The sequence below is a fragment of the Corynebacterium sp. genome (assembly GCF_030530965.1).
Lineage (GTDB): Bacteria > Actinomycetota > Actinomycetes > Mycobacteriales > Mycobacteriaceae > Corynebacterium.
Window position 1 is genome coordinate 14,052 of the sequence record NZ_JAUMTY010000019.1, and the last position, 21,201, is coordinate 35,252.

Below are 21,201 nucleotides of genomic sequence, written 5' to 3' on the forward strand. Positions count from 1 at the left end.
GCCTGGGTGATGTCCATGGCACGTTGAATACTATGTTGTGTTAATTATTGCATCGCGGGGGCTTCTTCGAGGTCACAATCCGATCACAAATGGGGAGCAAGGGGAGGGGCCGAGTGATGTAGTGCCCGGACCACAGTACGTCCTGTGCCCTGTTAATTGGACTGCTAAGCGCCACACATGGGCATTGTCCCGTACGCGGCTTTATATTCAGGTAGTTTCGAGTTGCAGAAGGGTGAGGATCCCCCGGATTTCGCCATACCATTTTCGACGTCGAAGGAGTAGATATTTCCGGTGGTATCCGGGCCTGCACCTTCGCTACTTATAACCTTGAAGGTCATGACCCCTTTCCCGCCATCTCCGGAGGAATTAATAAATTGAAGAGTAGATTCACTAGATCCCGAGGTAACCGAACTCTCTGATAAACGTCCAGTGCCATCCGGATTTATTTCGAGGAGTCGTCGGTGCCCCTCCCAGCGACCAACCACCCATGAGGGGACATCAGCGGCCGCTTGATTCTCAGCATCCGCGTTGTTTTCTTCTGCCTGCGAGTCGGCCTCTGAGTTATCAACATCGGGATCGGGCTGATTGTCCTCCGAACCGTCAAGAGTCGGGTTCATCGACTTACTAGCAGTACTGCTGCGGGTACTCGATGGAGCAGAAGTCGTCTTTGTCGACGTGGTTGTCGACGTCGCTGTTGATGAGCTGTTGTTATTGTCATCGTTCGAATTACAGCCGCCGAGTACTGTGCCCAGGGCAGCGCTCAGACAAAGTGTGGCGATCTGTTTGCGCGCGCCGAACCTTTGTTGAGTGGGCCGCGGTGATGTCGGGAGCAATGAGGGGAAATTCATAGTTTTATCATTACTCACCCAATGAGCAGATGTGAAGGAATAGAAAATATGAGTTCGGGCACCAAGACTCATCGCCAAGCCCCATCAGTGCTGGTTTATGAAGCATCTAACAGATTGCAGCCTCAAACAGATACAGTGTCAGCGTGATTCCGAATGACAACGCGACCGCACAACCGGAACCGGACCATACCGACACCACGAACGACCTGGTTCGTCTTCGCCTCGACATTGCCTATGACGGCACCGACTTCCATGGGTGGGCTCGTCAAAACGATGTTCGCTCGGTTCAGGGGGATATTGAGCAGGCTTTCCGGACGGTGGTGCGTCAGCCGGTCCAGCTCGTTGTCGCTGGTCGGACGGATGCAGGGGTTCACGCCTCGGGCCAGGTGGCACATGTTGATATTCCGCGCGACATCCTGAGCACACGGAGCATCCACAACGATCCGTCGACATTGGTGTCACGCTTCGCCCGATTGCTGCGTCCCGACGTCCGCATCCGCGCGTGTTCGTTCGCCCCCGACGGTTTCGACGCGCGTTTTTCCGCGCTCCGTCGCCATTACGTGTATCGCGTGACGACGAATCGCGCCGGGGCCTTGCCGACGCGAGCACGTGACACTGCCGTGTGGGGCCGGCCAGTGGACCTCGAAGCGATGAACAACGCGGCTGAGGTGCTCGTCGGCCTCCACGATTTTGCTGCGTTCTGTCGCGCACGTCCCCATGCCACAACCATCCGTGACCTGCAACATTTCTCATGGCATGAGGTATCCACGGCAGCGGAACCAGACGTCTACGAGGCACGCGTGACGGCCGACGCGTTTTGCTGGAACATGGTGCGTTCCATCGTCGGTGCGTCGTTAGCTGTGGGGGAGGGGAAGCGGCCGGATGGGTTCATGGAGGACATGCTGGCCCATGATTCGCGGCACCCTATGGTTCCTGTCGCTCCGGCGAACGGACTGACGCTAACGGGCGTCGATTACCCTGCTGACGATGAGTTAGCTGCCCGCGCGGAGCAGACTCGGGGTATCCGGTCGCTCGATTAGCCGCAGGAGGTCGGACGCGTCCATAACAGTGTGGGCCTCCCGCCATCGCTGCGAATCCGGCCGTCGGACAATATCAATAATCGTCTCCGCCGAACCGTGCGTGATCACCCACGTGATAGAGGCGTCGCTGCAGTCCCAAATCTCCAGGTCAGCGTCGCGTTGGGGATGAAGAACACTCTTTCGTGCCGACGATTGACGCTGCACTGCGTCGAAAATCGAAGTGCGATCGCATTCCCCGCTCTGGTTATCGGACGTTGCTTCACCATCAGGAGGAACAACGATCGTGAATTTGGTTGATACCCACTCGCCGGGCGAATCAGTGATGACAGTGACGCGACGACCAGCTGCTCGAACACAGTCGGCCAAACGTTGGGCAGCCCTACACTGTAAAGAGCGATCGCCAGCCGGTTCGGCACTGCTCGAAATGATGGCGATCCGGCCGGATGAATCGGGAAGGACCACCGAACCAGTCGCAACGCTAGCCGGACTATGTAGAGGCTGGTTGTCCGAACTGTTCTGATCATCCTCAGCTAGTGCGCGGACGTCGCGAAGGTAGCCATCCCAACCGGGTTCCTGGCCAGCGTCGGGAGAAACCCAGGCTTGCCACCCGCAGCTGTGAATATATGAGATGACCTGCGACGAATCTGCGGTGGGTAGCTCCACAAAGAGTCGCCACGTGGTGGTTGGTCGAGTGGAAGAGTGGTCCCAGCCAGCGATAACGTCGGCACCAGTATGTGCCGTCGAGCTCAGTGTGATCGGGCACCGTACAACACGGTGGAGGACTGCGAGCATCACGGGAGCGGAATACGCATGAGTGAGGGGATAGAGTTCGATAATCGTTGAGTCCTGGCCGACAGAGTTAGATGTGCCGTAGCCTGCACGCGTCGATCCTGTGGTTGAGTCCCACGGCCATCGCCAGAATAACCCGATAAATATCGGCCCGACGCAGGCGATGACAACGAAGAAATCCCCCATATATGCCCCCAAAAATAAGAAAGATGGCCGCCGTTGAGCGACCACAACAATCTTATAAGAGATTCTGGAAAGCCGAAAGGCTATAAGAACTTCCTGACTTTTGAGAAAATTTCGGGATAGTGCGAATCAATTCGCTTTGCGGACAGGGCAATGGAGCCACCGAGCATCGCGAGGCCCACAATCAGGGAGTATGCAGCGGCGAACCACGCCCCGGTGAGACCGATCAGTGGAACAGCAACCGCCGGGCCAAGAATAATGGTGAATGCGGCCAGTGCAATAAGCATTGCCACGAAGGCCGGGCCAGATTGCCGTCCGTTGTTTCTCATTGTATTAACGCCGGGTTTGACAGCAGGGAAGGGGTTATAGGCGGAGAGGAATAAGCCGACCGCGGGTCCTGCAAAAACTCCACCGAGGCACGCGCCCGCAATAATCGCTTTCTGGTTGGGGGTGAAATCCGCGAAAAGCACCATGATGACCAGGCAGGGAACCAGCAACAGGACATCGAAAATAATGACCGCAATAGCGCGAGCAGTAACGATATCTTTTCCGCGTGTTCCAGCTGCCATGTGGACCCAGTTAGCTGGACCATCCATACCGATATCATTCGAAGCGAAGTTAGAGCTACCGACAATCGCGATATACAGGGAACCTACAACTAAACCATTGTTTCCAGTGGCAATCCCCATAATTAAGAATATGAGCGCCATGATCGGGAAACTCAAAATTGCGTATTTAAAGCGATTATCTCTCACCCAGTATTTCAACTGACGTGAGAATAATGCTCCGACGACGGTGTGGGGAACTCCACGGAGGTAAAAAGAGTCTCGTGGAGAAACATCTTCAGATTCTCCCGACGTATTGGCGGCGGACGCGAAATCACGATCGACTGACCGCGACCATAGATATAGGCCGGCGATAATGAAAACAACTGTGAGGACGGTCCGGATAACGAGGCTAATCCACGCGTGCTGAGCGGCGTCGTCTATCATCGCCGGGCCTGACGCGAGGGGTGTCCAACCCGCAATACGAATAACCCACTTAAGAATAGTGTCGGTTACCGAGGAGGCGAAGCCAGAAGCGAAAACCTGAATAACAACGAAAACAAAGAGGAAGAGAAATGTGCCAATGAAATAGAGCCAGTTTCGGCGTGAACGGTTACCTCCACTAGAACTCGATGTCACAATCAGGGCTTGATTAATAACGAGGAGACACGAAATCCCCAAAATTAATCCGACAATGCCAATGGCCGCCGTGAACCATTGTCCTGTCGCATTACCAGCCATAATGACCGCGACCATCGTGGCTATGGTGACACCGATGGCAATAATCGCACGACTTTGAACAACGATGGTGGGCAGTAACGCTCTCACCAGCGACGAAGGTTTAAGAGGGAATTGCGCTAACTTAGCTGGCTGAACCGTATTTTCCCCAGCCGGCCATATGAAAGCCAACACAAGCAGGGTTGTGGCCCCGAGTGCCGCGAAGGCAGTCCATGGATTGTCGGCGATAGGTCCACTCATATCGCCCGCCGAGTGTGCGCCGACCGCAGCTGCTGAAAACCGGCCCGTTCTACGGGCAATATCGACGCAAGAGCTAGCCGTAAACGCGACTCCCCCTATCGCGTACAGCGTCGTCATAATGACAAGAATCCATTGACTCGCGCCCTCATACCAGGACTTTTTCCATAACCGCATATGCAAGCGGAAAACCGCAGAACGGATTTCCTTATCGCTAGCGTGAAATGGTTGAGACGGCGACGCGGATTGAGCACCCGTCGATGGAGAACCCGCTACAGGCTCGGCGTTATTCGGATAAATCGGCTGACTCATGATGCTAACCACCCCAAACTTCCTTCAGCGAGTCTTCCGCCACCGACGAGGTTGAGGAATGTATCGGTCAAACTCGATCCATTGCGCACCTCATCGGTTGTTCCGCTAGCCAAAACCCTGCCATTTTGCATAATCGCAACGTGATCGCACAGCCCCTCAACAACTTCCATCACATGCGAGCTCATAATGACCGTTCCCCCGGCTTTGACGTACGTCGTCAAAATCGATCGAATAATTTGAGCCGACACGGGATCAACAGCTTCGAGGGGCTCGTCGAGAATAAGAAGTTCGGGGCGGTGAATAAGTGCCTGAGCCAGAAGAATCTTTTTTGTCATGCCGGCCGAATAATCGGCGACAATTTTATTTGCGGATTCTTTGAGATCGAGAACCTCGAGTAATTCATTAGCGCGTTTCTCGACGATTCCCTCATCCATTCCGCGCAGAGCACCAGAAAATTGGAGAAGTTCTTTACCTGACAAACGATCAAAAGTGGGTAAACCATCAGCCAAGAGTCCGAATGTTGCTTTTGCGGCTGCGGGCTTATCCCACACATTAATTCCATTGACCCATACCGAACCTTGATCCGGGCGGAGGAGACCGGTGGACATCGTGATCGCTGTGGTCTTTCCCGCACCATTAGGGCCGACGAGGCCATAAAAACTCCCGCGAGGAATGTCCAAATTCAATTGATTAACAGCTGGTTTTCCGCGGAAAGCTTTGTAGAGGTTACGAAATGCCATAGCGCACGATGTCGGATCATCCGAGAGCGGCGCGACATGGGGTTCATGGGGTGATGGGGTAGGGGTATCGGAAGCAGGGCCATTATCCGGTAGATTCTCCATGCCAGCCACATTAGCTGAAGATGAAGTTCTGTCCTGGCAATGATGTAGGTTATGGAGTGCGCAGCGAAACCTGCCGACTACGCAGGATCTGCAGAAAATGGGGGATTACGGGGGAATCATGGCAAGTTCGAACCACGATGGGCCGGGTCACGACGACCACCAGCGGGGACGTGCATCTGCTGGTGGCGGTAAGGACTATCAGCAGCCGACGTCCAGTGCACAGTTAGCTGGATACCGATTTGTTCGTAAGCAGCTGGAACAGGCCCTGGTTTGTGCGGATACCCGCATGGTTCACGACGTTCCCGGGAGCCGACGCCGAGCCCTGGCGATCGGTGTTGTGCTGAGCGTTCTTGGTATTGCCGGTGCTGGGATTATGGCGATGATGCGGCCCGACCCCGCGATTGGAGACCACACGATCCTCATCGCAGCAGATACCGGCCAAATGTTCGTGCGCGTTAATGACACACTCCATCCGGTGACGGATCTGGCCTCGGCGCGGCTCGTGGTGGGCAAAGCGGAAGAAGCCCACCGAGTATCGAGCAAAAATCTAGCTTCCCTGTCGCGCGGGGAGTTCATCGGGCTCCGGGGGCCGTCGGATTTGCCGCCGCAGGGCAATGCGGAATCGACGGAGGGATCGTGGGGAGTATGCCATTCGCCGGATAACCCCCGGTCATCGAATAAATCTCGGTCGGCAGATGGCCTTCGGTCCGCGGATAAGTCTGGTGCTCAGAAGATGCCGTCGCGCGCTCCCGGCGCATCGTCCTTGGTGAAGAAAGCTGCCTACAACGAGGGTAAGAGTGCTGATGACGAGGGGGCCGACGACGTCGAGAATGACGTCAAACCTGGTCAGAATAGTCGGGGTACGTTATCGGTGGCGGTGGCCGAGTCCATGCCACTCGATGCTCGCTCGGCGATCCTCCGGGCAGAAAGTGGGATGTGGTTGATCAGCCCGGATTCGTCCGACGGGCACCCGTATCGGCGCTCACTTCTTGCCAAGCGCGGTTCCATCCCCGAGCCGGCAGTTTCGCGGGCATTGGGCATTTCGTCATCGATCATTCGGGATGTCCCGGATTCCTTCGTCGAAGCGATCCCCCGCGTCGATGATGTTCGTACTATTCGATCATCCATGCCGGCCGGCGGCGAGTCTGGCTTACGGCGACCCTTCAACACCATCGGTACCGTCATCATCGCTGATCAGCATGGTTCGTCCACGGGGCGCTCGGCAGATCCTTCATCGACGCACCGACAGACCGTCGATAATCGCCCATCCCATGAATCTGGGGCCACTACACGCGACGATGCAGCCGCCGACGATGGTGACGTTTACGTTGTGCGTGACCACGGAATTGCTCCTTTAGCTCCCGTGCATGCTCGTTTGCTGCTTTCGCGACCAGGCGTGGTGGTTGAGCGGGTGAGCCCGGCGGACATATCAGACATACCGACGGCCGACGAACTGAACTGGGGAACCATACCGGGGGAGAAGCCGGAGTGGGCTCCGCGAGAGGGGCGGCTCTGTGCGGGGACGGTAACAAGCCCACGCGAGAAGCAGCGACCCGCAACCGATACCGAATCTGCAGAGGTGGGTGACGCCGATATCCTGACGTGGTCGGAGGCGACAACCTTCCCGCATGGTGCAGTGCCTGTCGTTCAGGCGGAGCAGGCGGTGGCCGTCGGCAAGAAAGAGGAGGAACGGCTCACGCCTCGAACTGCCGATTATTACTCCGGGCCGGCTCACGCGGTGGCCGTTGATACTGGCTCGGGGTATGCGATCGTGAGTTCGGATGGCCGGCGCTTCGCGGTGGATTCGTTGGAAACACTGCAGATCCTGGGGTTTCGTACTCCCACAGTGGCACCGTGGTCGGTAGTCCGGCATCTTGCTGAGGGAGAAAACCTATCCCGCGATCGCGCGTCAAAAATTATTGTCGCCGCCGAGCAGCCATGACCGCGGCACCCACTGCACACAGAATCGTGAGCGGGATCGCAATCACCGTCATCACCATGCGGCGGTGGGAACGATGAGCAGCAGCGGCGGGCATGGTGATGTCAGGATCGGATGCTTCCCGAGACTCCGTGGGGATCACACCACCAGACTCTGCGTGCCGACGCGCCATCCCCACCGCCCGAGCAGGATGAACCATCCCCGCCTGAGACCCAGCCCCAGGCGTTGCCGTCGCCGCAAGAATCTGACGAACATCAGACGGACTCAAATGCGGAGCAACCTCGAGCATCAAGGCCACCGTGCCCGATACGAGCGGGGCTGAAAAGCTCGTCCCGACAAAAGGCTGAGGCGTTGGTTCCTCCGCCATGGCAGGATTCCGCTGAATCTCCGCAGGATCAGTGGCCGCCATAATCGGCGATGACCCCAGCTGAGGGCCCATCACAGGGCCACCGGGGGCCGTAATATCGCCGCCGGCGAGGGCATAATCCGCCCGCCGATGACGATCACCGCCAACGGCCCCCACCGAGATCACCGTCGGTTCATGGGCAGGATAAGCATTCATTCCATCGTGACACGGGCCCGTGGAATTCCCCGCCGCCGCGACCACCGTCACCCCGGCGCTCTCGGCACGATCCAGCGAACCACGAAGATGCTCGATCCCCTCGGGCTCCATCCGTGGATCTGTGCAGGCAGCGACCGAAATATTGATCACGCGTGCGTGCGCGTCGACACTCCTATTAATTGCGTCCGCAACACCAGTTAAGGTACCCGTTTTCGGGGACCCGGTCGAAGGCGACGCAGGCTGCCCGCCTTCAGCATCGCCAGAGCGCGGACGTGGCTGGGCGTGAGCACTCGTCTGTCGTATGGACAACAATTCAGCATCCGGAGCTACCCCACGTGCACGTCCGTGACCAGCGATAATCGTCCCGACGATTGTTCCATGCAGATCACAGTCCTCAGTGCCATCGGTGTCGCCCAAGAGATCCCCGCCGCCAACCAGCGTCGGGAGATCGACATGGCGATTTACCCCCGTATCAATGACGGCCACCGTGATTCCCCGACCCGTTGCCAAACGCTGAGCCTCGGCCAACGAAGGTAAGGAATCCACAGGGGTGAGCATATCCGTGGCGAAACCACGCCGGGATAACTCGATTTCCGTTAGACCGCGTGAACATTGGGTCTCACGAGCGCCGACGTCGGCAGCGTATGACCGCGGAGGACCGTATGACCAGGGAGAATCGATGATCGTCGGCGATAAAACCCCGATCGTGACGCATACGGACGCGAGGGCACGTCGTGAAGAAGAACCAACTTTCTGGCTGGTAGATGGGGCGGAGATAGAGAAGAAACGGGCCGAGTTGGTAGCCTTCAGAGAGTGTGGCATGGCGATTACCCCAGCCCACGAATGACGGTGAAAATCCCAGCCACCCACAACGCGAGAGGGATCGCCGCAGCCGTCATGATGGCTTCCATAATCTCAATCGCCTTCTGAATCGTGGGGTCCGTTACTCTCCATTGGGGCAGGACGGGAATAACTAACAGCAAGGCGAAAACAGACGTTCCGGCAGCTAGAGCCACCGTGTGCATCGTCCCGACGGGATAATCAGCCAAAAACAGAGTCAGTGACGTAATGGCGAGGCACACGAGCGACGTTGCTCGAGCCAAAGCCTGGACTGAATATCGCGCTTGCAGGCGCGCGCGAAGCCCCTCGGCGATGGCAATCACCAGAATGAGCGACGCTGTTCCGGCCGACGGAGAGGACCACGCGAGGCACAGAGCAGAAAGAATGATGACGGCCGCGCAGCCTGTGGACATGCCCGTATGAATGGCATGTGCCAGGTGGACACGGTGTGGGCGATCGGGGAGAGGCGGGCTATCGGCCTCATCGAGCTCACTCCCCGTCGACGGCACAGGGTCCGGACGAACCCCAGCGCAGCGAAGTGCGAGCATCCCGGTCCACGAATGGATGAAAAGTGCGAGCAGCAGCCAGACGCAAAACACGACTTGAGGGGTCACGAAGGAGAAGAACGTTAACCCCAGCGGGAGAACCATGATCCCGGAAAACATGAGGAGGGCGATGGCGGGAATGATGTCCGATGATTTATTAATCGCGCCGGGATTTTTCCCGATTGAATTGCCCGCCACTGTTGCGGAATTTTTCTTAAAAACGCTGAGATGAAAGAAAGCTACTGCTCCGCATACCAATGCTGTGCAGAGACAGCTGAGGGATACCGCCATCCAGGGAGATGACCAGCTCAGAGTGCCCAGCGCCCACGCAGCAGCCCACCACAATGCTGTTGACTCAAGGACGTAGGAACTATGCGGGGGAGAATTCCGAGTCCACAAGGATGCATATTGCCCGTCAGTTTGTGATGAATAGTTTGTATCCTTTTTTCCGCTCCCATTGATACCCGATGTCTTTATTGTGTGGTGGGTCTTAATGTAAGCAAGAAATACGCAAAAAGAAGAGGAGAGTAAAGCAACAGCGACGAGGCACCACCACGGGAATAGTGACGAATAAGCGAAAAGAGATAAGAAGTACCCATGCCCATCCGGGGAGTTCAAGGGTGGATTATGTCGGGTGATCGACGTAATTTCGTCCCAGAGTCCCCAATTCTTGGAAATCACATTGACCAGTTGGGGAATAAGGGACAATGCCACCAACGCCATAATCGTGATGGGTAAGATTCCGCGGTTAATGATGTGTCCGAAAAAGTGATTATCACGGGATTGAGATAGAGCTTCCGCTGTGGCGATGTGAATATCGTTCCCGGACCACGGACGCGTGGTTAATAAGAGCGTATCGCCAGGTTGAACCCCATAATCCGCCAATGATGCGTCATACTGAATAGCTCGGCCGTTACTGGTTATGAGCCGCCACGGTGTTGGTGGGGCAGTGGTATCAAGAACCCGTCGTTCCCGAAGAGAATCCACAAGGTCACAAATTAATTCTGTTGCCGGTTGGTGCGTAAGTACCGTGACATCAAGACAATGCCGGTGGAGAGGTTCGTGGATATCGTCGTCGATTAATAGGTTACTGAATAACGAGTTATGCGCTGAAAAGTCAGTAGGATAAACAGATAATTGACGGCCATCATTGCTTGCCGATTCATTTCTTTCAACGTTTTCGTTCTGTTGAAATCCCAAACTGGCGAATGATTCATCGGGTAGTTCAAGAATGATGCGTATTCGTGTTCTCGTTAGATCAATTCGTGGGCTCGTCGTTACTTCGTTGTTTTCCCCCGCCTGATATGCGGTTGACCTGCGAAAATCGCGTGTGTTTGTGTATGGCATGTATCCCCCATTTCCCCCGAATGCTATGCCGGATAACAAGTTTCGCATATACTACCCACATTGCACAGTCTGAGGGGATCCATGCTGTGTATATCGTGATCAGCCGCAGGTGGCTAGGGGGCAGTCAGTGGGGAATTCATCCGCGCAGTCGGTGGTGCGTCGTTCACCCGAGCATGCCGACGGGAACAATGACTCCTCCGCAGCGACGTCGATACAGACAGTCGTTCCTTATGCCGACAGATGGTGCCCGGAGCTTCCAGAATCTCGTGAAATCCCGGTCGATCAGCCGCCAGAGGCCCCGCGTTCCCCTCAGCAGCCGCTTTTTCGTCGGCTCTTGCCTTTAGTGATGGTGGTCGCGGTGCTCGGGATGGTCGCCATCATGGTTGTTTCCGGAAACGCGGCCAACCCTATGACCTACCTTTTCCCGCTGATCATGGTTGCGTCCATGGTAGGGATGGTGACGGGGAATCAGGCTCAGTCTGTCGACGAACGACGCCGTGTGTATCTGAGGCACATTGATCGATGTCGGCGTGAATCTAGGGAAGACGCTGAACAGCAGCGCTCCATGATGGAGTTTGTGGATCCCGATCCCCACACCTTGACGCTTTTTGTGGGAAGTGACCGCATGTGGGAGCGGGGTCGGTACGACGACGATTTTGCCCATGTGCGCATCGGAACCGCGTCTCAACGTGCGCGAACCCACGTGAGTATTGGGGAAACCAATGCTGTGGAAGATATTGATCCGATTTGTGCCCTGGCCTTGCGCCGCGCGCTCAGAGAATCATTGGTGCTCTCAGATGTTCCTGTGTGCCTGGCGCTGGGTGACTTTTCGACGGTGTACATCGGCGGGGCAGACGGTCGGAAAGTCGTTCGCTCGCTGCTGGCCCAGTTAGTCACTCTGCATGGTCCGGAGGCTGTGCGGATTATGGTGTGCGGCCATCCGCGATCGTGGCCATGGCTGCCATGGATTCCCCATTCGGACGGTCAGGAGGCGTTCTCCGATCCCGAGGAAGTCGTGACGGCCTTGGACGAATTGTGGTCGGATATGTCTGGAGCCTCTGCCTCTCGCGATGACTCCGGGCCTCAAGTTGTTCTCATTATCGACGGTGCCGCGCCTCTCACCGTTGCCCATCACCCGGCGGTGACCAGCGTGATTGTCGTCGGCACGCCTGACGAGGATGTGATGCCGGAAACCCAGCGCCAGCAGCGTCGACATGTGATGGACCAGTGGGAGGCTCACGCTGCGGACGAGGGCATCGCACTTCGAGCTGATCATGGGATGATCTCGGCATTAACGACGTCGGGCCTGGATACATTTGCTCAGGCCGATACGCTTTCTGAGCAGGAACTTGATGTTCTCGCCCGCTCGATGGCGCGGTACACGCGGCCGACGGCTGACGTGCTCGCTGAGCACTCCTCGGGAGGAATCGACGAAGTAGAACTTGTGCTCGGTGTGGCGACACCTTTTCTGGTCTCACCGTCGTCGGCATGGACTGAAAAGCGGGGAGCGGAGCGTCTTCGCATCCCATTGGGCCTCAACAGTGACGGTGACCCGTTCTACCTGGACATCAAAGAATCTGCGGAGGGTGGATCGGGGCCGCATGGTTTATGCGTCGGTGCGACCGGTTCGGGCAAGAGCGAATTGTTGCGAACCTTGGTGCTTTCGCTTGTGGCGTCGCATTCACCTGAGCAGCTCAACCTCGTTCTTGTTGACTTCAAAGGTGGCGCAACGTTCATAGGCATGGAACGGTTGCCCCATGTTGCAGCGGTGATCACGAACTTGGACGACGAATCCGCGCTCGTTGACCGTATGGAGGACGCTCTCCAGGGAGAATTGACCCGGCGCCAAGAATTCCTTCGCGCGCACGGGGTGTCGTCCTCGGTGGAATACGCCGATATGCGGCGTCAATATGCTGGCCGCGGAACTGGTGATGACAGTGATTATCCGCCTCTGCCGGCACTCGTCATCATTATTGATGAATTCTCGGAATTATTGAGTGCGCATCCTGGTTTCATCGACACCTTCGTGGCGATTGGTCGATTGGGGCGCTCTCTGGGGGTCCACCTTCTTTTAGCGACGCAGCGACTGGAAGAAGGACGATTGCGGGGGCTCGACGCTCATCTGAGTTACCGCATCGGGCTCCGCACATTCTCTGCAGGGGAGTCGAGGATTGTTCTTGGCGTCAACGACGCCCACACTCTTCCCAAGGAACCCGGTTATGGCCTCGCCCGAGTGGGTGGGGATTCCATTACCGCATTTCGCGCCACCTATGTCTCCCGACGCTGGAATGGTTCGGTTGCATCGGAGGCTGCTGGTTCCTCCGGCGGGGTGGCAGCGTCGCCACAACCATCAACGATTCTGCGCATTGCCATTGACCGTTTGAGTATCGACGGACCCTGCGCATCGGAGGTGGCACGCTTTGTACCTGCCCGAACGATATGGCTGCCGCCCTTACCTGACATCTTAACCATGTCCGAATTGAATACTCGGACTCGTCGTCTCACACGTGACCACACCTGTTCCAACGAAGGTCTTCAGATAACGATCGGCCTGATCGACGCACCACGGACCCAACGTCAAATCCCATGGGCCATTGACCTGCGGGGATCAGCCGGACATATCGGCATCATTGGTGGCCCGCAGTCAGGAACAACAACCGTGGCACGAAGTGTGGTCACGACGTTGGCGTTGTCCCGTACCAGTGATCAGGCGCAGTTTTATGTCCTGGACATGGGCGGATCCGGCCTAGGAACTCTGGAACGATTGCCGCACACGGTTGCCGTGGTTCACCGTCATGAACATGACCGCATCCTTCGTCTGGTCAATGAAGTCGCTGTGTTAGCCGAGGACCGTCGGGAGGAATGGCTCCGGCAGGGGTGGGCCGGCGTCGATGCTGCCCGCGAGCATGGGCTCAGCGACATCTTCGTGGTCATCGACGGGTGGCACGTCATAACGACAGATTTCCCCGACGTGGCCGATGCTCTCGGGCTCCTCATTGCAGACGGCCTCTCGGTAGGAATTCATGTCATTATTACGGCCAATAGATGGTCCGCACTGCGGCCCCAGATCCGTGACTTACTCGGAACGAAAATTGAATTATCGCTGGGAGACCCCCTGGAGTCACTGATTGATAGGAAATTATCTGAACGGATACCCAGCCGCCCAGGTCGCGCAATCGTGAAATGGAAAGGGACCAGCCTTCATGCCTTGGTTGTTCATTCAACGAACCAAGACATTGCCGAGGTGACGCGCATAGCAGCGCAACGAGGGGACACTCGAGTTCCCGCGCTACGGGTTCTTCCCGACGTCCTCACACGTGAGGAACTCGACCCCGTTCTTCCTCCAGCGATCGCGATGGGCCGCGAGAGCGTGCGTCTATCAACGTGGTCGTGGTCAACGGTGGCAAGCCCGGCCATGCTCATCGTCGGAAAAGGGGAGAGTGGACGAACAGAGACGCTTCGCTCGCTCATCCACGGAATTACAAGCGCGTATAAGCCGAAGAATTTCGGGAAGCAACCGGCGACGGATGAAGACGCGAAAGCCGATGGCTCTGCAGCTGATGCGACGAGCACTGTTGATGCAACAAGCACGGATGATGTGCCAACCGCGGCCATTGTCGTCATTGATCCACGACGAACCTTGCTGGCAGAAGTCCCGAGCGATTATGACGCTGGATACGCCTCGACACCCTCCGCCGCAGACACTTTGATTGCCCAGCTGACCACCACCATGAACATGCGTCTGCCTGGTGATTCCATCACTCCGCAGGAGCTGAAGAACAGATCGTGGTGGTCCGGCCCAGAGATATTTCTTCTTATCGACGATTACGACCTTCTCACGATTTCGCCGTCCGTTATGAGTGGATTTGTCAGCGTGCTTCCACATGCTCGTGACATTGGGGTGCATATTGTTGTGGCGCGACGGGCATCAGGAATGATGCGCGCAGCTCACGATCCTCTGCTCGCAGGAATGCGTGCCATCAACGGGGTAGTCGCGCTGCTATCCGCAGATAAAGACGATGGCCCATTATTCGGGGTGCCATTGCGGCCAGCTCTTCCAGGCCGAGCGCACATCGTTGTTAACGGGACGACCAGCGAAATTCATTTCGCACGCGCGCAGCTTTCACCGGAGGACAGCGCCGAAGAAGAGGACAAGAAATGTAGTCCTGCCGGCACTGACACGGATGACACGAACGCGGATGATACGGACTTAGCCGACGACATCACGGCAGACAGTAATAACACCGAACAGAAATAGCACCGAAAAATTAAACGGGGTTGAGACACAAGGGGGAACTACGTGACTGTGAGTACGACGACAAGGAACTACGCGTCACCAAGCTTTACGCCGACGATGCCTCCAGATAATCATCAGGCTCGTATAAAAAGACACACCGAGTCCAGCCGAGGTCAGAGCGTCCCGGACGTTGTCTCCATCGGTCGTAACAGCCGAACCGAACAACGCATTGTTTTGTGCCCGTCATGGTGGGGTCTACTCCGTCGGAAACGATGGGCTGATAACTACATCGACGATGATGCACAGCGATACCAACATCCGGATACTGACCCTTCCTTCGCACGCTCGGCGTTAACAGAGAGCGCACCTACCATCCTCCCGATGTCCGACGCGCTCTGTAGCATTGAGCCTGCTCTCCGCCCTATTTCGTTCGTCCTCCACATCGCAGGGCAATACGCGGGGCTAACAGCACTGACACTTCCCGCCGACGAAGCAATGACCGACCTCGTCCCCATCGGTGACGGAAAGTCCTTCATGGACCCCCTGATCGCCGTCGTGAGCGCAGAAATTGAATCTGCCGTGGAGACCGGCCGAGTCCCGAGTTCGCGTGAGCGAGACCTGATTGGACCCGAGGGCGTCGAAGTCCTTGTTGTTGCTACAGACACCGCGACGAATAAGCCCGGTCGGGGCGCTGAACTTGTTGAATATGCCCTGGAGAAGCTGAACGAGGCGTCCATTCCGGCGATGCGAGTCGGCATCGAAGAGATAGAGATTTCGGCGCGTATGGCCGGAGTTCTCTCGCGCGATTCGCACAACGATGTTCGCCCTATGGGCAACGAGGCCCACCGCGCGGGGAACGAAACGCACCGTGATGGGGATGACACCGCGTTGCCTCGGGGAGGGCGAACCCAACAGAGCCCACACAACAGGGTGCGGACGGATAAGGATGTTTCACCAAACCCCACGAAACGAAAGGCAACCGACCTTCGTCCGCCGCGCCGGGATTATCGGCGTGGAGGGTTCCTACTCCGCCACCGCAATGCGCTCGCGGTCACCATGTGCACCCTTGTCCTCATCGGGACAGCTCTCGCCGTCACACTGCGCAGCGGCGGAAATCATGAGCAAACGAATCAAGCAGAGGCCAACTCTCAACACATTGATGGCGACGAGCGGGCAGAGGGGAACGATGCAACCGGGGGACAAACAGCACTATCCGCCACGCCAGCAAGTAGCGACCACCACGATCAGCCAGGAGGAATCGTCGATAACGGAATTGTCCGGGCGGCCCTGACTTCTGGATGGATACGGTCTCACTCGTCGACGCCGGAGCGCCTCATTTTGGAAGATCCTGCGGATGAAGACATACGGATCCTGGTCTCAGGGCATCCCGTCCAACCAGACGTGACCGACGCACACCTCCGTGAACACGTGGAATCAATGGTCCAAACCCGCGCTGAGTTTTCCAACTACGCGCCCGAATCCGCGTGGCGACAAGGTGCCGTGAGCTACGAAGAACGCCCAGAAGGCGGATCGGTGGTTCAGTGGACGACATTTTTGCAAGAAGGAAAACAAGTCAGCGTCGGATGCCAATGGAAAGGGGAGCTCACCGCGAAACGCACAGCGGCATGCTCGACCGCCGCGCGCAGTGCGGAAGTCATGCCCTCATGATGCGGAAATCCATTCCAGTAGGCGTATTTGCCCAGCATATAGGGTCAAGGCAGTTAATCGTGGGTGCGAAAAGGCACCCGCCAGAAAAAATTTTAAATAGGTGGGAACCGATCGACGACTAATGAGTCTGTACTCATACACCGCCACAACACCACGGAAAACCTCGGGATTGTAACGAGGCCGTGGGGGCGGAATCCGATATCAACACATTTCACTAAGACGGGGGAACCAATGAGCGGGCTTTTTGCTACCGAACACGAACTGATGACCACGACGGCTGGGAAAGTGGATGCCGTCAATGACCAAGTCCAAGCAGAACTTCAACGCCTACAAGGCACTGTCGACGGCGTAGCGGGAGCGTGGAAAGGAAACGCCAGCGTCGCCTTCGGCGAACTCATGGCCCAATGGAACGACGCCGCGCTTCGGCTCCGTGAAGCGCTGAGCTCCATATCAGACAACATTCGCGCGAACGCCTCGGCATTCGCCACCACCGAAGAACAGAACGCCGCATCATTCACCCAGCTAGGCGGCTTGTCTTTATAAACCTTCGCGCCGTCACTCTGACCAACCACGAAAAACATAAGGAAGAAAGAGAACAGCACTATGAGCACCGATATGATCCACTACAGCTTCGGCGACATCGCGGCAGCCAGCGGAGACATCACCCAAACATCAGCACGGATCAACGGCTTACTCGATGAGCTCAAAAGCCAGCTGGCACCCATGGTCAGCACCTGGACCGGTGAATCTGCCTCTGCATATCAGGCAGCCCAGCAACAATGGGACACCGCCGCAGCCGACCTCAACCAAGTCCTTGCCACCATCGCAAGGGCAGTGGCAGACAGCAATGATTCCATGAGCGATATCAACCGCTCGGCTGCAGCATCCTGGAGTTAGCGTAAAACCGTTAGCGTAACTCCCAAGGACTCACAGGTGGGTTGACGAGGGCAGCGTGGAAGCCGTCAATGGAGAAATTCACCAATTCATGCAGTGATTATTCATCATCACAGTTGAACTGCACGAAAACGGTAAATAAAATTCAAGGAATGAATTTTCTGCGTTCAGTGCGGTCCAGCTTCCCGCGCACAGCGACCCACCGTCGGTCAACGGCACCGGGACAGTCAGCCGCGGGCACACAACGGCCCTACACGCTGGCCCGCGCTGTCGCCACACTGGGAACGTGCGCAACCCTCGTCGGCGTCAGTGTTGCCGGATGTACCTACAACTCCGAAGGAGCGGGAACATCCGACGACCCCACCGAAACGATCTCAGTTCCTAAAGACGACGCCATCGCCAACTCCGTACCCGCAGCGCTGAAACAAAAAGGCACCTTCACCGTGGGAACGTCGGCGGACTTCGCCCCACTCGAATTCATCGGAAACGATGGGAAAACCATCGAAGGCGCCGAAATCGACATGGCCAAAGCCGTCGGAGACCTCTTCGGACTCACCACGCAATTCACCAACGCAAGCTTCGACAGCCTCGTAGCATCCGTCGGCACCAAATACGACGCAGGATTTTCATCGTTCGATGTGAAACCCGAACGCCTCGAACACACCAACATGGTCACTCTGTACACATCGGGGACCAAATACTCCGTCCTCAAAGACAACCCGCGGGACATCGACCCCAGCGACATTTGTGGTGACTCCGTCGCCGTCCTCACCGGCTCCGTCTACGAGGAAATGGCCAACGACAAGAACGACGAGTGCAAACACAACGGCAAAAAGGGAGTCACGATCCAGTCGTACAAAAACTCTGCAGACGTCGCCACCGCCGTCGCCGGAGGAAAAGCTGACCTCTGGTTCTCCGACTCGCCCGTCGTCGACTATGCAGAGAAGCAATCCAAAGGGCGCGTCCAGCCGATCGGAAAAGTCGTCGACTCCACTCCTAAAGCCGCGATCGTCGCCAAGAATGACACCCAACTTGCCGACGCCATCCATGCCGCCATCCAAAAGCTCATCGACGACGGGACGATGAAGAAAATCCTGGCCAAATGGGGAACCGAAGATTCCTTCATTTCCGAATCGCAACTCAACCCCAAGCCAGATGATGACGCATAAACCCCAGCGCGACAGTCAACACGCCAGACAGCGCACGACTACGAGCCGCTACGCCAGCCACCGCGCCACCATCGTTGCGGCACTGACGCTCGTTATCGCAGGAGTGCTATCCGGCTGCACATATAAATCCGAAGAAAGCCCAACTGGAAATAACGCAATAGAGTCCACAATCGATGCCCTCACCACCAACGATGACATCGCGAAGACAGTGCCTGAGCCGATCAAGTCTCGTGGAACGCTCATCGTTGGGACCTCGGCCGACTACGCGCCCGCCGAATTCGTCGGCTCCGATGGCAAAACCCTCGAAGGATTCGAAATAGACCTCACGCGGGCACTCGCGCGCGTGATGGGTCTCCACGCAGACATCCGCAACTCAACTTTCGACAGCATCATTCCGTCCGTCGGCACGAAATTCGACGCCGGAATCTCCGCATTCACCATCAATGAAGAGCGAATGAAACAAGTGAACATGGTCAGTCTGTACGACTCCGGGCGAGCATTCGGGGTCGCCAAAGGAAATCCCAAAAACGTCGACCCGGAGCACCTGTGTGGGCACTCCGTAGCTGTGCAAACAGGGTCCCTGCACGAAGAAGTCGTGACCGAAGAAGCGTCCCACTGCGGCAGCGGCGAAAAGCTGACCATCCAAAGCTACAAAAACCAAACCGACGCGTCCACGGCCGTCGTGGGAAGAAAAGCCGACGTCATGGTGGCAGATTCGCCGATAGTCTCCTACGCAGTGAACCAATCCCAAGGGCGCCTCGACACCGTCGGCACTATCGTGAACCGGGCGCCCAAGGCAGCGATCGTTGCGCAAAACAATCGACCCCTGGCAGAAGCCATTCGAGCCGCCACGCAAGAGCTCATTGATAATGGCACCATGAAAACAATCATGGACGCGTGGGCCAACAAGGGATCCGACATCCCCGAAGCCCAAATAAACCCGCCCGTGTCTTCCTGACACCTGACGACAGACCGACCGACCCAGAGGAGCCCATTGCTACCGCTCAACCGCGAATTCTCCCACGTCGCCCGCTCCATGACCCGAGACCTCCTGGGATACATCAGCCACGACGACTTCATCAGCTTCGCCGGCGGAGCCCCCGACCCCACACTCCTGGACACATCGGGCATCACGGAATGCGTCCGCACGGTGCTAGACGACAGCGGGCCCGATGTCTTCCAATACTCCGTCACAGAAGGCGAACCCGAACTCCGGCAAGCAATGGCTCGGGAAATGCAACGCCGGCACCTGCCCGCCCGCGCGGACAACATCCTCATCTCCACCGGCAGCCAAGAAATACTGTTTTTACTCGCCCGCGTCATCATCAACCCAGGGGACACGGTCCTAGTCGAAGCCCCCACCTACCCCGCGGCCATCCAAGCATTCACCATGGCCGGAGCGCGAGTCATCCCCGTGCCCTGCGACGATAACGGCATCATCCCCTCAGAACTCGAGCGCGCACTACGGGACTACGACCCCGTCATCACCTACCTCATCCCGGTCTTCCAAAACCCCACCGGCCGCTCAATGAGCGAGCGTCGGAAAGAAGAGGTACGGCGCGTTCTCGCAGGTCAACGAAGTTTACTGGTCGAAGACGACGCGTATTCGCCCTTAGCCTTCGACGGAAACGCGCGCGAACCGCTCTGTCACGCCTACGAGTCCGAATCCGGCGCGGTTTACCTGGCCAGCCTGTCGAAATTCCTGTCGCCAGCATTCCGTATCGGGGCCGCACTGATACCAGATTGGCTACTCCAACCAATGGTGGTTGCCAAACAAGTATCGACGCTGCACGGGTCCGTGATCGACCAGCGCGCTGCCGCACTGTGGCTCGACAGGGTAGAACCGGACGGCGTCTCCTCGCGCGACCGCGCCCTGGGAACGATGCGGGCAACCTATCAGGCCCGATGTAATGCCCTGCGTACACAATTACTCGACATCGTTCCCGATGGGACGCATATCACCGACCCCGATGGCGGCATGTTTGTGTGGATAGATTTCCCGGACGAATTACGTCCACAGGTGAATACGCTGTCGCTCATCGACGACGCAATAGAACACGAGATCGCTTTCGTCCCGGGCACGGAATTCTTCCCACACGACTCCCAGCCGACTTCGGTCTATCGGAACGTCGAAAGAAAAGACAGTACGACGATCGACGCGGACACGAAACTGGAAGGGCAGCTTTCCATACGGTTTTCCTTCGCGGGGAATAGCATTCCGGTGATGAAGACGGGGATGGAGCGGTTCGCCACAGTGCTGCAGAATGCTCTGCGTTAGGGGGAGAGTGGGCGCCGCGCGAGGGAGAGCGGACTCCTCCCATAACGAGCGTCGGCCACCCCGCATAACGAGCGTCGGCTAGCAATGCCCGCTCACTTGAACTGCTCACACCTATTCCGGTACTCTCAACTATCTGTGTGTCGAGTTGTCGATGCAGCGTTGATTCAGTGATAGGAACTACGATTTCC

15 protein-coding genes are annotated in these 21,201 nt (G+C 57.1%); 9 read left to right on the plus strand and 6 right to left on the minus strand.

What is annotated here, in order from left to right; all coding sequences use genetic code 11:
• Positions 1–164: 164 nt before the first annotated feature.
• Entirely contained in the window at positions 165–848 is a 684-nt protein-coding gene (locus tag Q3981_RS05245; protein ID WP_303124385.1) for a hypothetical protein, read from the minus strand.
• 206 nt (positions 849–1,054) lie between these two features.
• On the opposite strand from Q3981_RS05245, the gene truA reads away from it, so the two are divergent.
• Positions 1,055–1,888, plus strand: coding sequence for a tRNA pseudouridine(38-40) synthase TruA (truA, locus tag Q3981_RS05250; RefSeq protein WP_303124400.1), 834 nt, complete (start codon positions 1,055–1,057; stop codon positions 1,886–1,888).
• On the opposite strand, the gene Q3981_RS05255 is transcribed toward truA, so the two are convergent.
• The 3 genes from Q3981_RS05255 to Q3981_RS05265 all read right to left on the minus strand — a co-directional run bounded on the left by Q3981_RS05255 (position 1,841) and on the right by Q3981_RS05265 (position 5,534).
• A complete protein-coding gene (locus Q3981_RS05255; protein WP_303124386.1) occupies positions 1,841–2,863 on the minus strand; it encodes a hypothetical protein in 1,023 nt (340 codons plus the stop codon). The two genes, truA and Q3981_RS05255, sit on opposite strands and share 48 nt — an antisense overlap.
• An 80-nt stretch (positions 2,864–2,943) precedes the next feature.
• Positions 2,944–4,692 (minus strand): hypothetical protein, encoded by a 1,749-nt coding sequence (locus Q3981_RS05260; protein ID WP_303124387.1) that lies wholly within the window; start codon positions 4,690–4,692, stop codon positions 2,944–2,946.
• Entirely contained in the window at positions 4,689–5,534 is an 846-nt protein-coding gene (locus tag Q3981_RS05265) for an ABC transporter ATP-binding protein (RefSeq protein ID WP_303124388.1), read from the minus strand. Before Q3981_RS05265 ends, Q3981_RS05260 begins: the two co-directional genes overlap by 4 nt.
• Before the next feature lie 118 nt (positions 5,535–5,652).
• Here Q3981_RS05265 and eccB point away from each other — a divergent pair, with 118 nt between their 5' ends.
• Positions 5,653–7,476: a type VII secretion protein EccB gene (eccB, locus tag Q3981_RS05270; RefSeq protein ID WP_303124389.1), complete on the plus strand. Its 1,824-nt coding sequence runs from the start codon at positions 5,653–5,655 to the stop codon at positions 7,474–7,476.
• Here eccB and Q3981_RS05275 read toward each other — a convergent pair.
• Together Q3981_RS05275 and Q3981_RS05280 are read right to left on the minus strand one after the other, a co-directional pair.
• Positions 7,451–8,857 (minus strand): S8 family serine peptidase, encoded by a 1,407-nt coding sequence (locus Q3981_RS05275; RefSeq protein ID WP_303124390.1) that lies wholly within the window; start codon positions 8,855–8,857, stop codon positions 7,451–7,453. The genes eccB and Q3981_RS05275 overlap by 26 nt on opposite strands.
• A 5-nt stretch (positions 8,858–8,862) precedes the next feature.
• A complete protein-coding gene (locus Q3981_RS05280) occupies positions 8,863–10,815 on the minus strand; it encodes an EsaB/YukD family protein (RefSeq protein WP_368410092.1) in 1,953 nt (650 codons plus the stop codon).
• Between the two features lie 79 nt (positions 10,816–10,894).
• Here Q3981_RS05280 and eccCa point away from each other — a divergent pair, with 79 nt between their 5' ends.
• The 7 genes from eccCa to Q3981_RS05315 all read left to right on the plus strand — a co-directional run bounded on the left by eccCa (position 10,895) and on the right by Q3981_RS05315 (position 21,013).
• The gene (gene eccCa, locus Q3981_RS05285) at positions 10,895–15,025 is read left to right on the plus strand and encodes a type VII secretion protein EccCa (RefSeq protein ID WP_303124392.1); all 4,131 of its coding nucleotides are present in this window, start codon (positions 10,895–10,897) and stop codon (positions 15,023–15,025) included.
• Between the two features lie 48 nt (positions 15,026–15,073).
• Positions 15,074–16,672 (plus strand): type VII secretion-associated protein, encoded by a 1,599-nt coding sequence (locus tag Q3981_RS05290; protein WP_303124393.1) that lies wholly within the window; start codon positions 15,074–15,076, stop codon positions 16,670–16,672.
• Positions 16,673–16,903: 231 nt separating this feature from the next.
• Positions 16,904–17,215 carry a WXG100 family type VII secretion target gene (locus tag Q3981_RS05295; protein WP_012732365.1) on the plus strand — a complete coding sequence of 104 codons (312 nt, stop codon included), beginning with the start codon at positions 16,904–16,906 and terminating at the stop codon, positions 17,213–17,215.
• Between the two features lie 60 nt (positions 17,216–17,275).
• Positions 17,276–17,569 (plus strand): WXG100 family type VII secretion target, encoded by a 294-nt coding sequence (locus tag Q3981_RS05300; protein WP_221923187.1) that lies wholly within the window; start codon positions 17,276–17,278, stop codon positions 17,567–17,569.
• A gap of 149 nt (positions 17,570–17,718) precedes the next feature.
• The gene (locus Q3981_RS05305; protein WP_303124394.1) at positions 17,719–18,735 is read left to right on the plus strand and encodes an ABC transporter substrate-binding protein; all 1,017 of its coding nucleotides are present in this window, start codon (positions 17,719–17,721) and stop codon (positions 18,733–18,735) included.
• The gene (locus Q3981_RS05310) at positions 18,722–19,693 is read left to right on the plus strand and encodes an ABC transporter substrate-binding protein (RefSeq protein WP_303124395.1); all 972 of its coding nucleotides are present in this window, start codon (positions 18,722–18,724) and stop codon (positions 19,691–19,693) included. The genes Q3981_RS05305 and Q3981_RS05310 overlap by 14 nt, the downstream gene beginning before the upstream one ends.
• 36 nt (positions 19,694–19,729) lie before the next feature.
• Positions 19,730–21,013, plus strand: coding sequence for a PLP-dependent aminotransferase family protein (locus Q3981_RS05315; RefSeq protein ID WP_303124396.1), 1,284 nt, complete (start codon positions 19,730–19,732; stop codon positions 21,011–21,013).
• The last annotated feature ends 188 nt before the right edge of the window (positions 21,014–21,201 follow it).

What these genes read in the sequence shown, in the direction of transcription:
- Q3981_RS05265 (WP_303124388.1), bottom strand. Translation starts at nt 5,534, where the DNA reads ATGGAGAATCTACCGGATAATGGCCCTGCTTCCGATACCCCTACCCCA.
- Q3981_RS05305 (WP_303124394.1), top strand. Translation starts at nt 17,719, where the DNA reads ATGAATTTTCTGCGTTCAGTGCGGTCCAGCTTCCCGCGCACAGCGACC.
- Q3981_RS05295 (WP_012732365.1), top strand. Translation starts at nt 16,904, where the DNA reads ATGAGCGGGCTTTTTGCTACCGAACACGAACTGATGACCACGACGGCT.
- Q3981_RS05280 (WP_368410092.1), bottom strand. Translation starts at nt 10,815, where the DNA reads ATGCGAAACTTGTTATCCGGCATAGCATTCGGGGGAAATGGGGGATAC.
- Q3981_RS05275 (WP_303124390.1), bottom strand. Translation starts at nt 8,857, where the DNA reads ATGCCACACTCTCTGAAGGCTACCAACTCGGCCCGTTTCTTCTCTATC.
- Q3981_RS05255 (WP_303124386.1), bottom strand. Translation starts at nt 2,863, where the DNA reads ATGGGGGATTTCTTCGTTGTCATCGCCTGCGTCGGGCCGATATTTATC.
- Q3981_RS05310 (WP_303124395.1), top strand. Translation starts at nt 18,722, where the DNA reads ATGATGACGCATAAACCCCAGCGCGACAGTCAACACGCCAGACAGCGC.
- Q3981_RS05260 (WP_303124387.1), bottom strand. Translation starts at nt 4,692, where the DNA reads ATGAGTCAGCCGATTTATCCGAATAACGCCGAGCCTGTAGCGGGTTCT.
- eccB (WP_303124389.1), top strand. Translation starts at nt 5,653, where the DNA reads ATGGCAAGTTCGAACCACGATGGGCCGGGTCACGACGACCACCAGCGG.
- Q3981_RS05245 (WP_303124385.1), bottom strand. Translation starts at nt 848, where the DNA reads ATGAATTTCCCCTCATTGCTCCCGACATCACCGCGGCCCACTCAACAA.
- Q3981_RS05300 (WP_221923187.1), top strand. Translation starts at nt 17,276, where the DNA reads ATGAGCACCGATATGATCCACTACAGCTTCGGCGACATCGCGGCAGCC.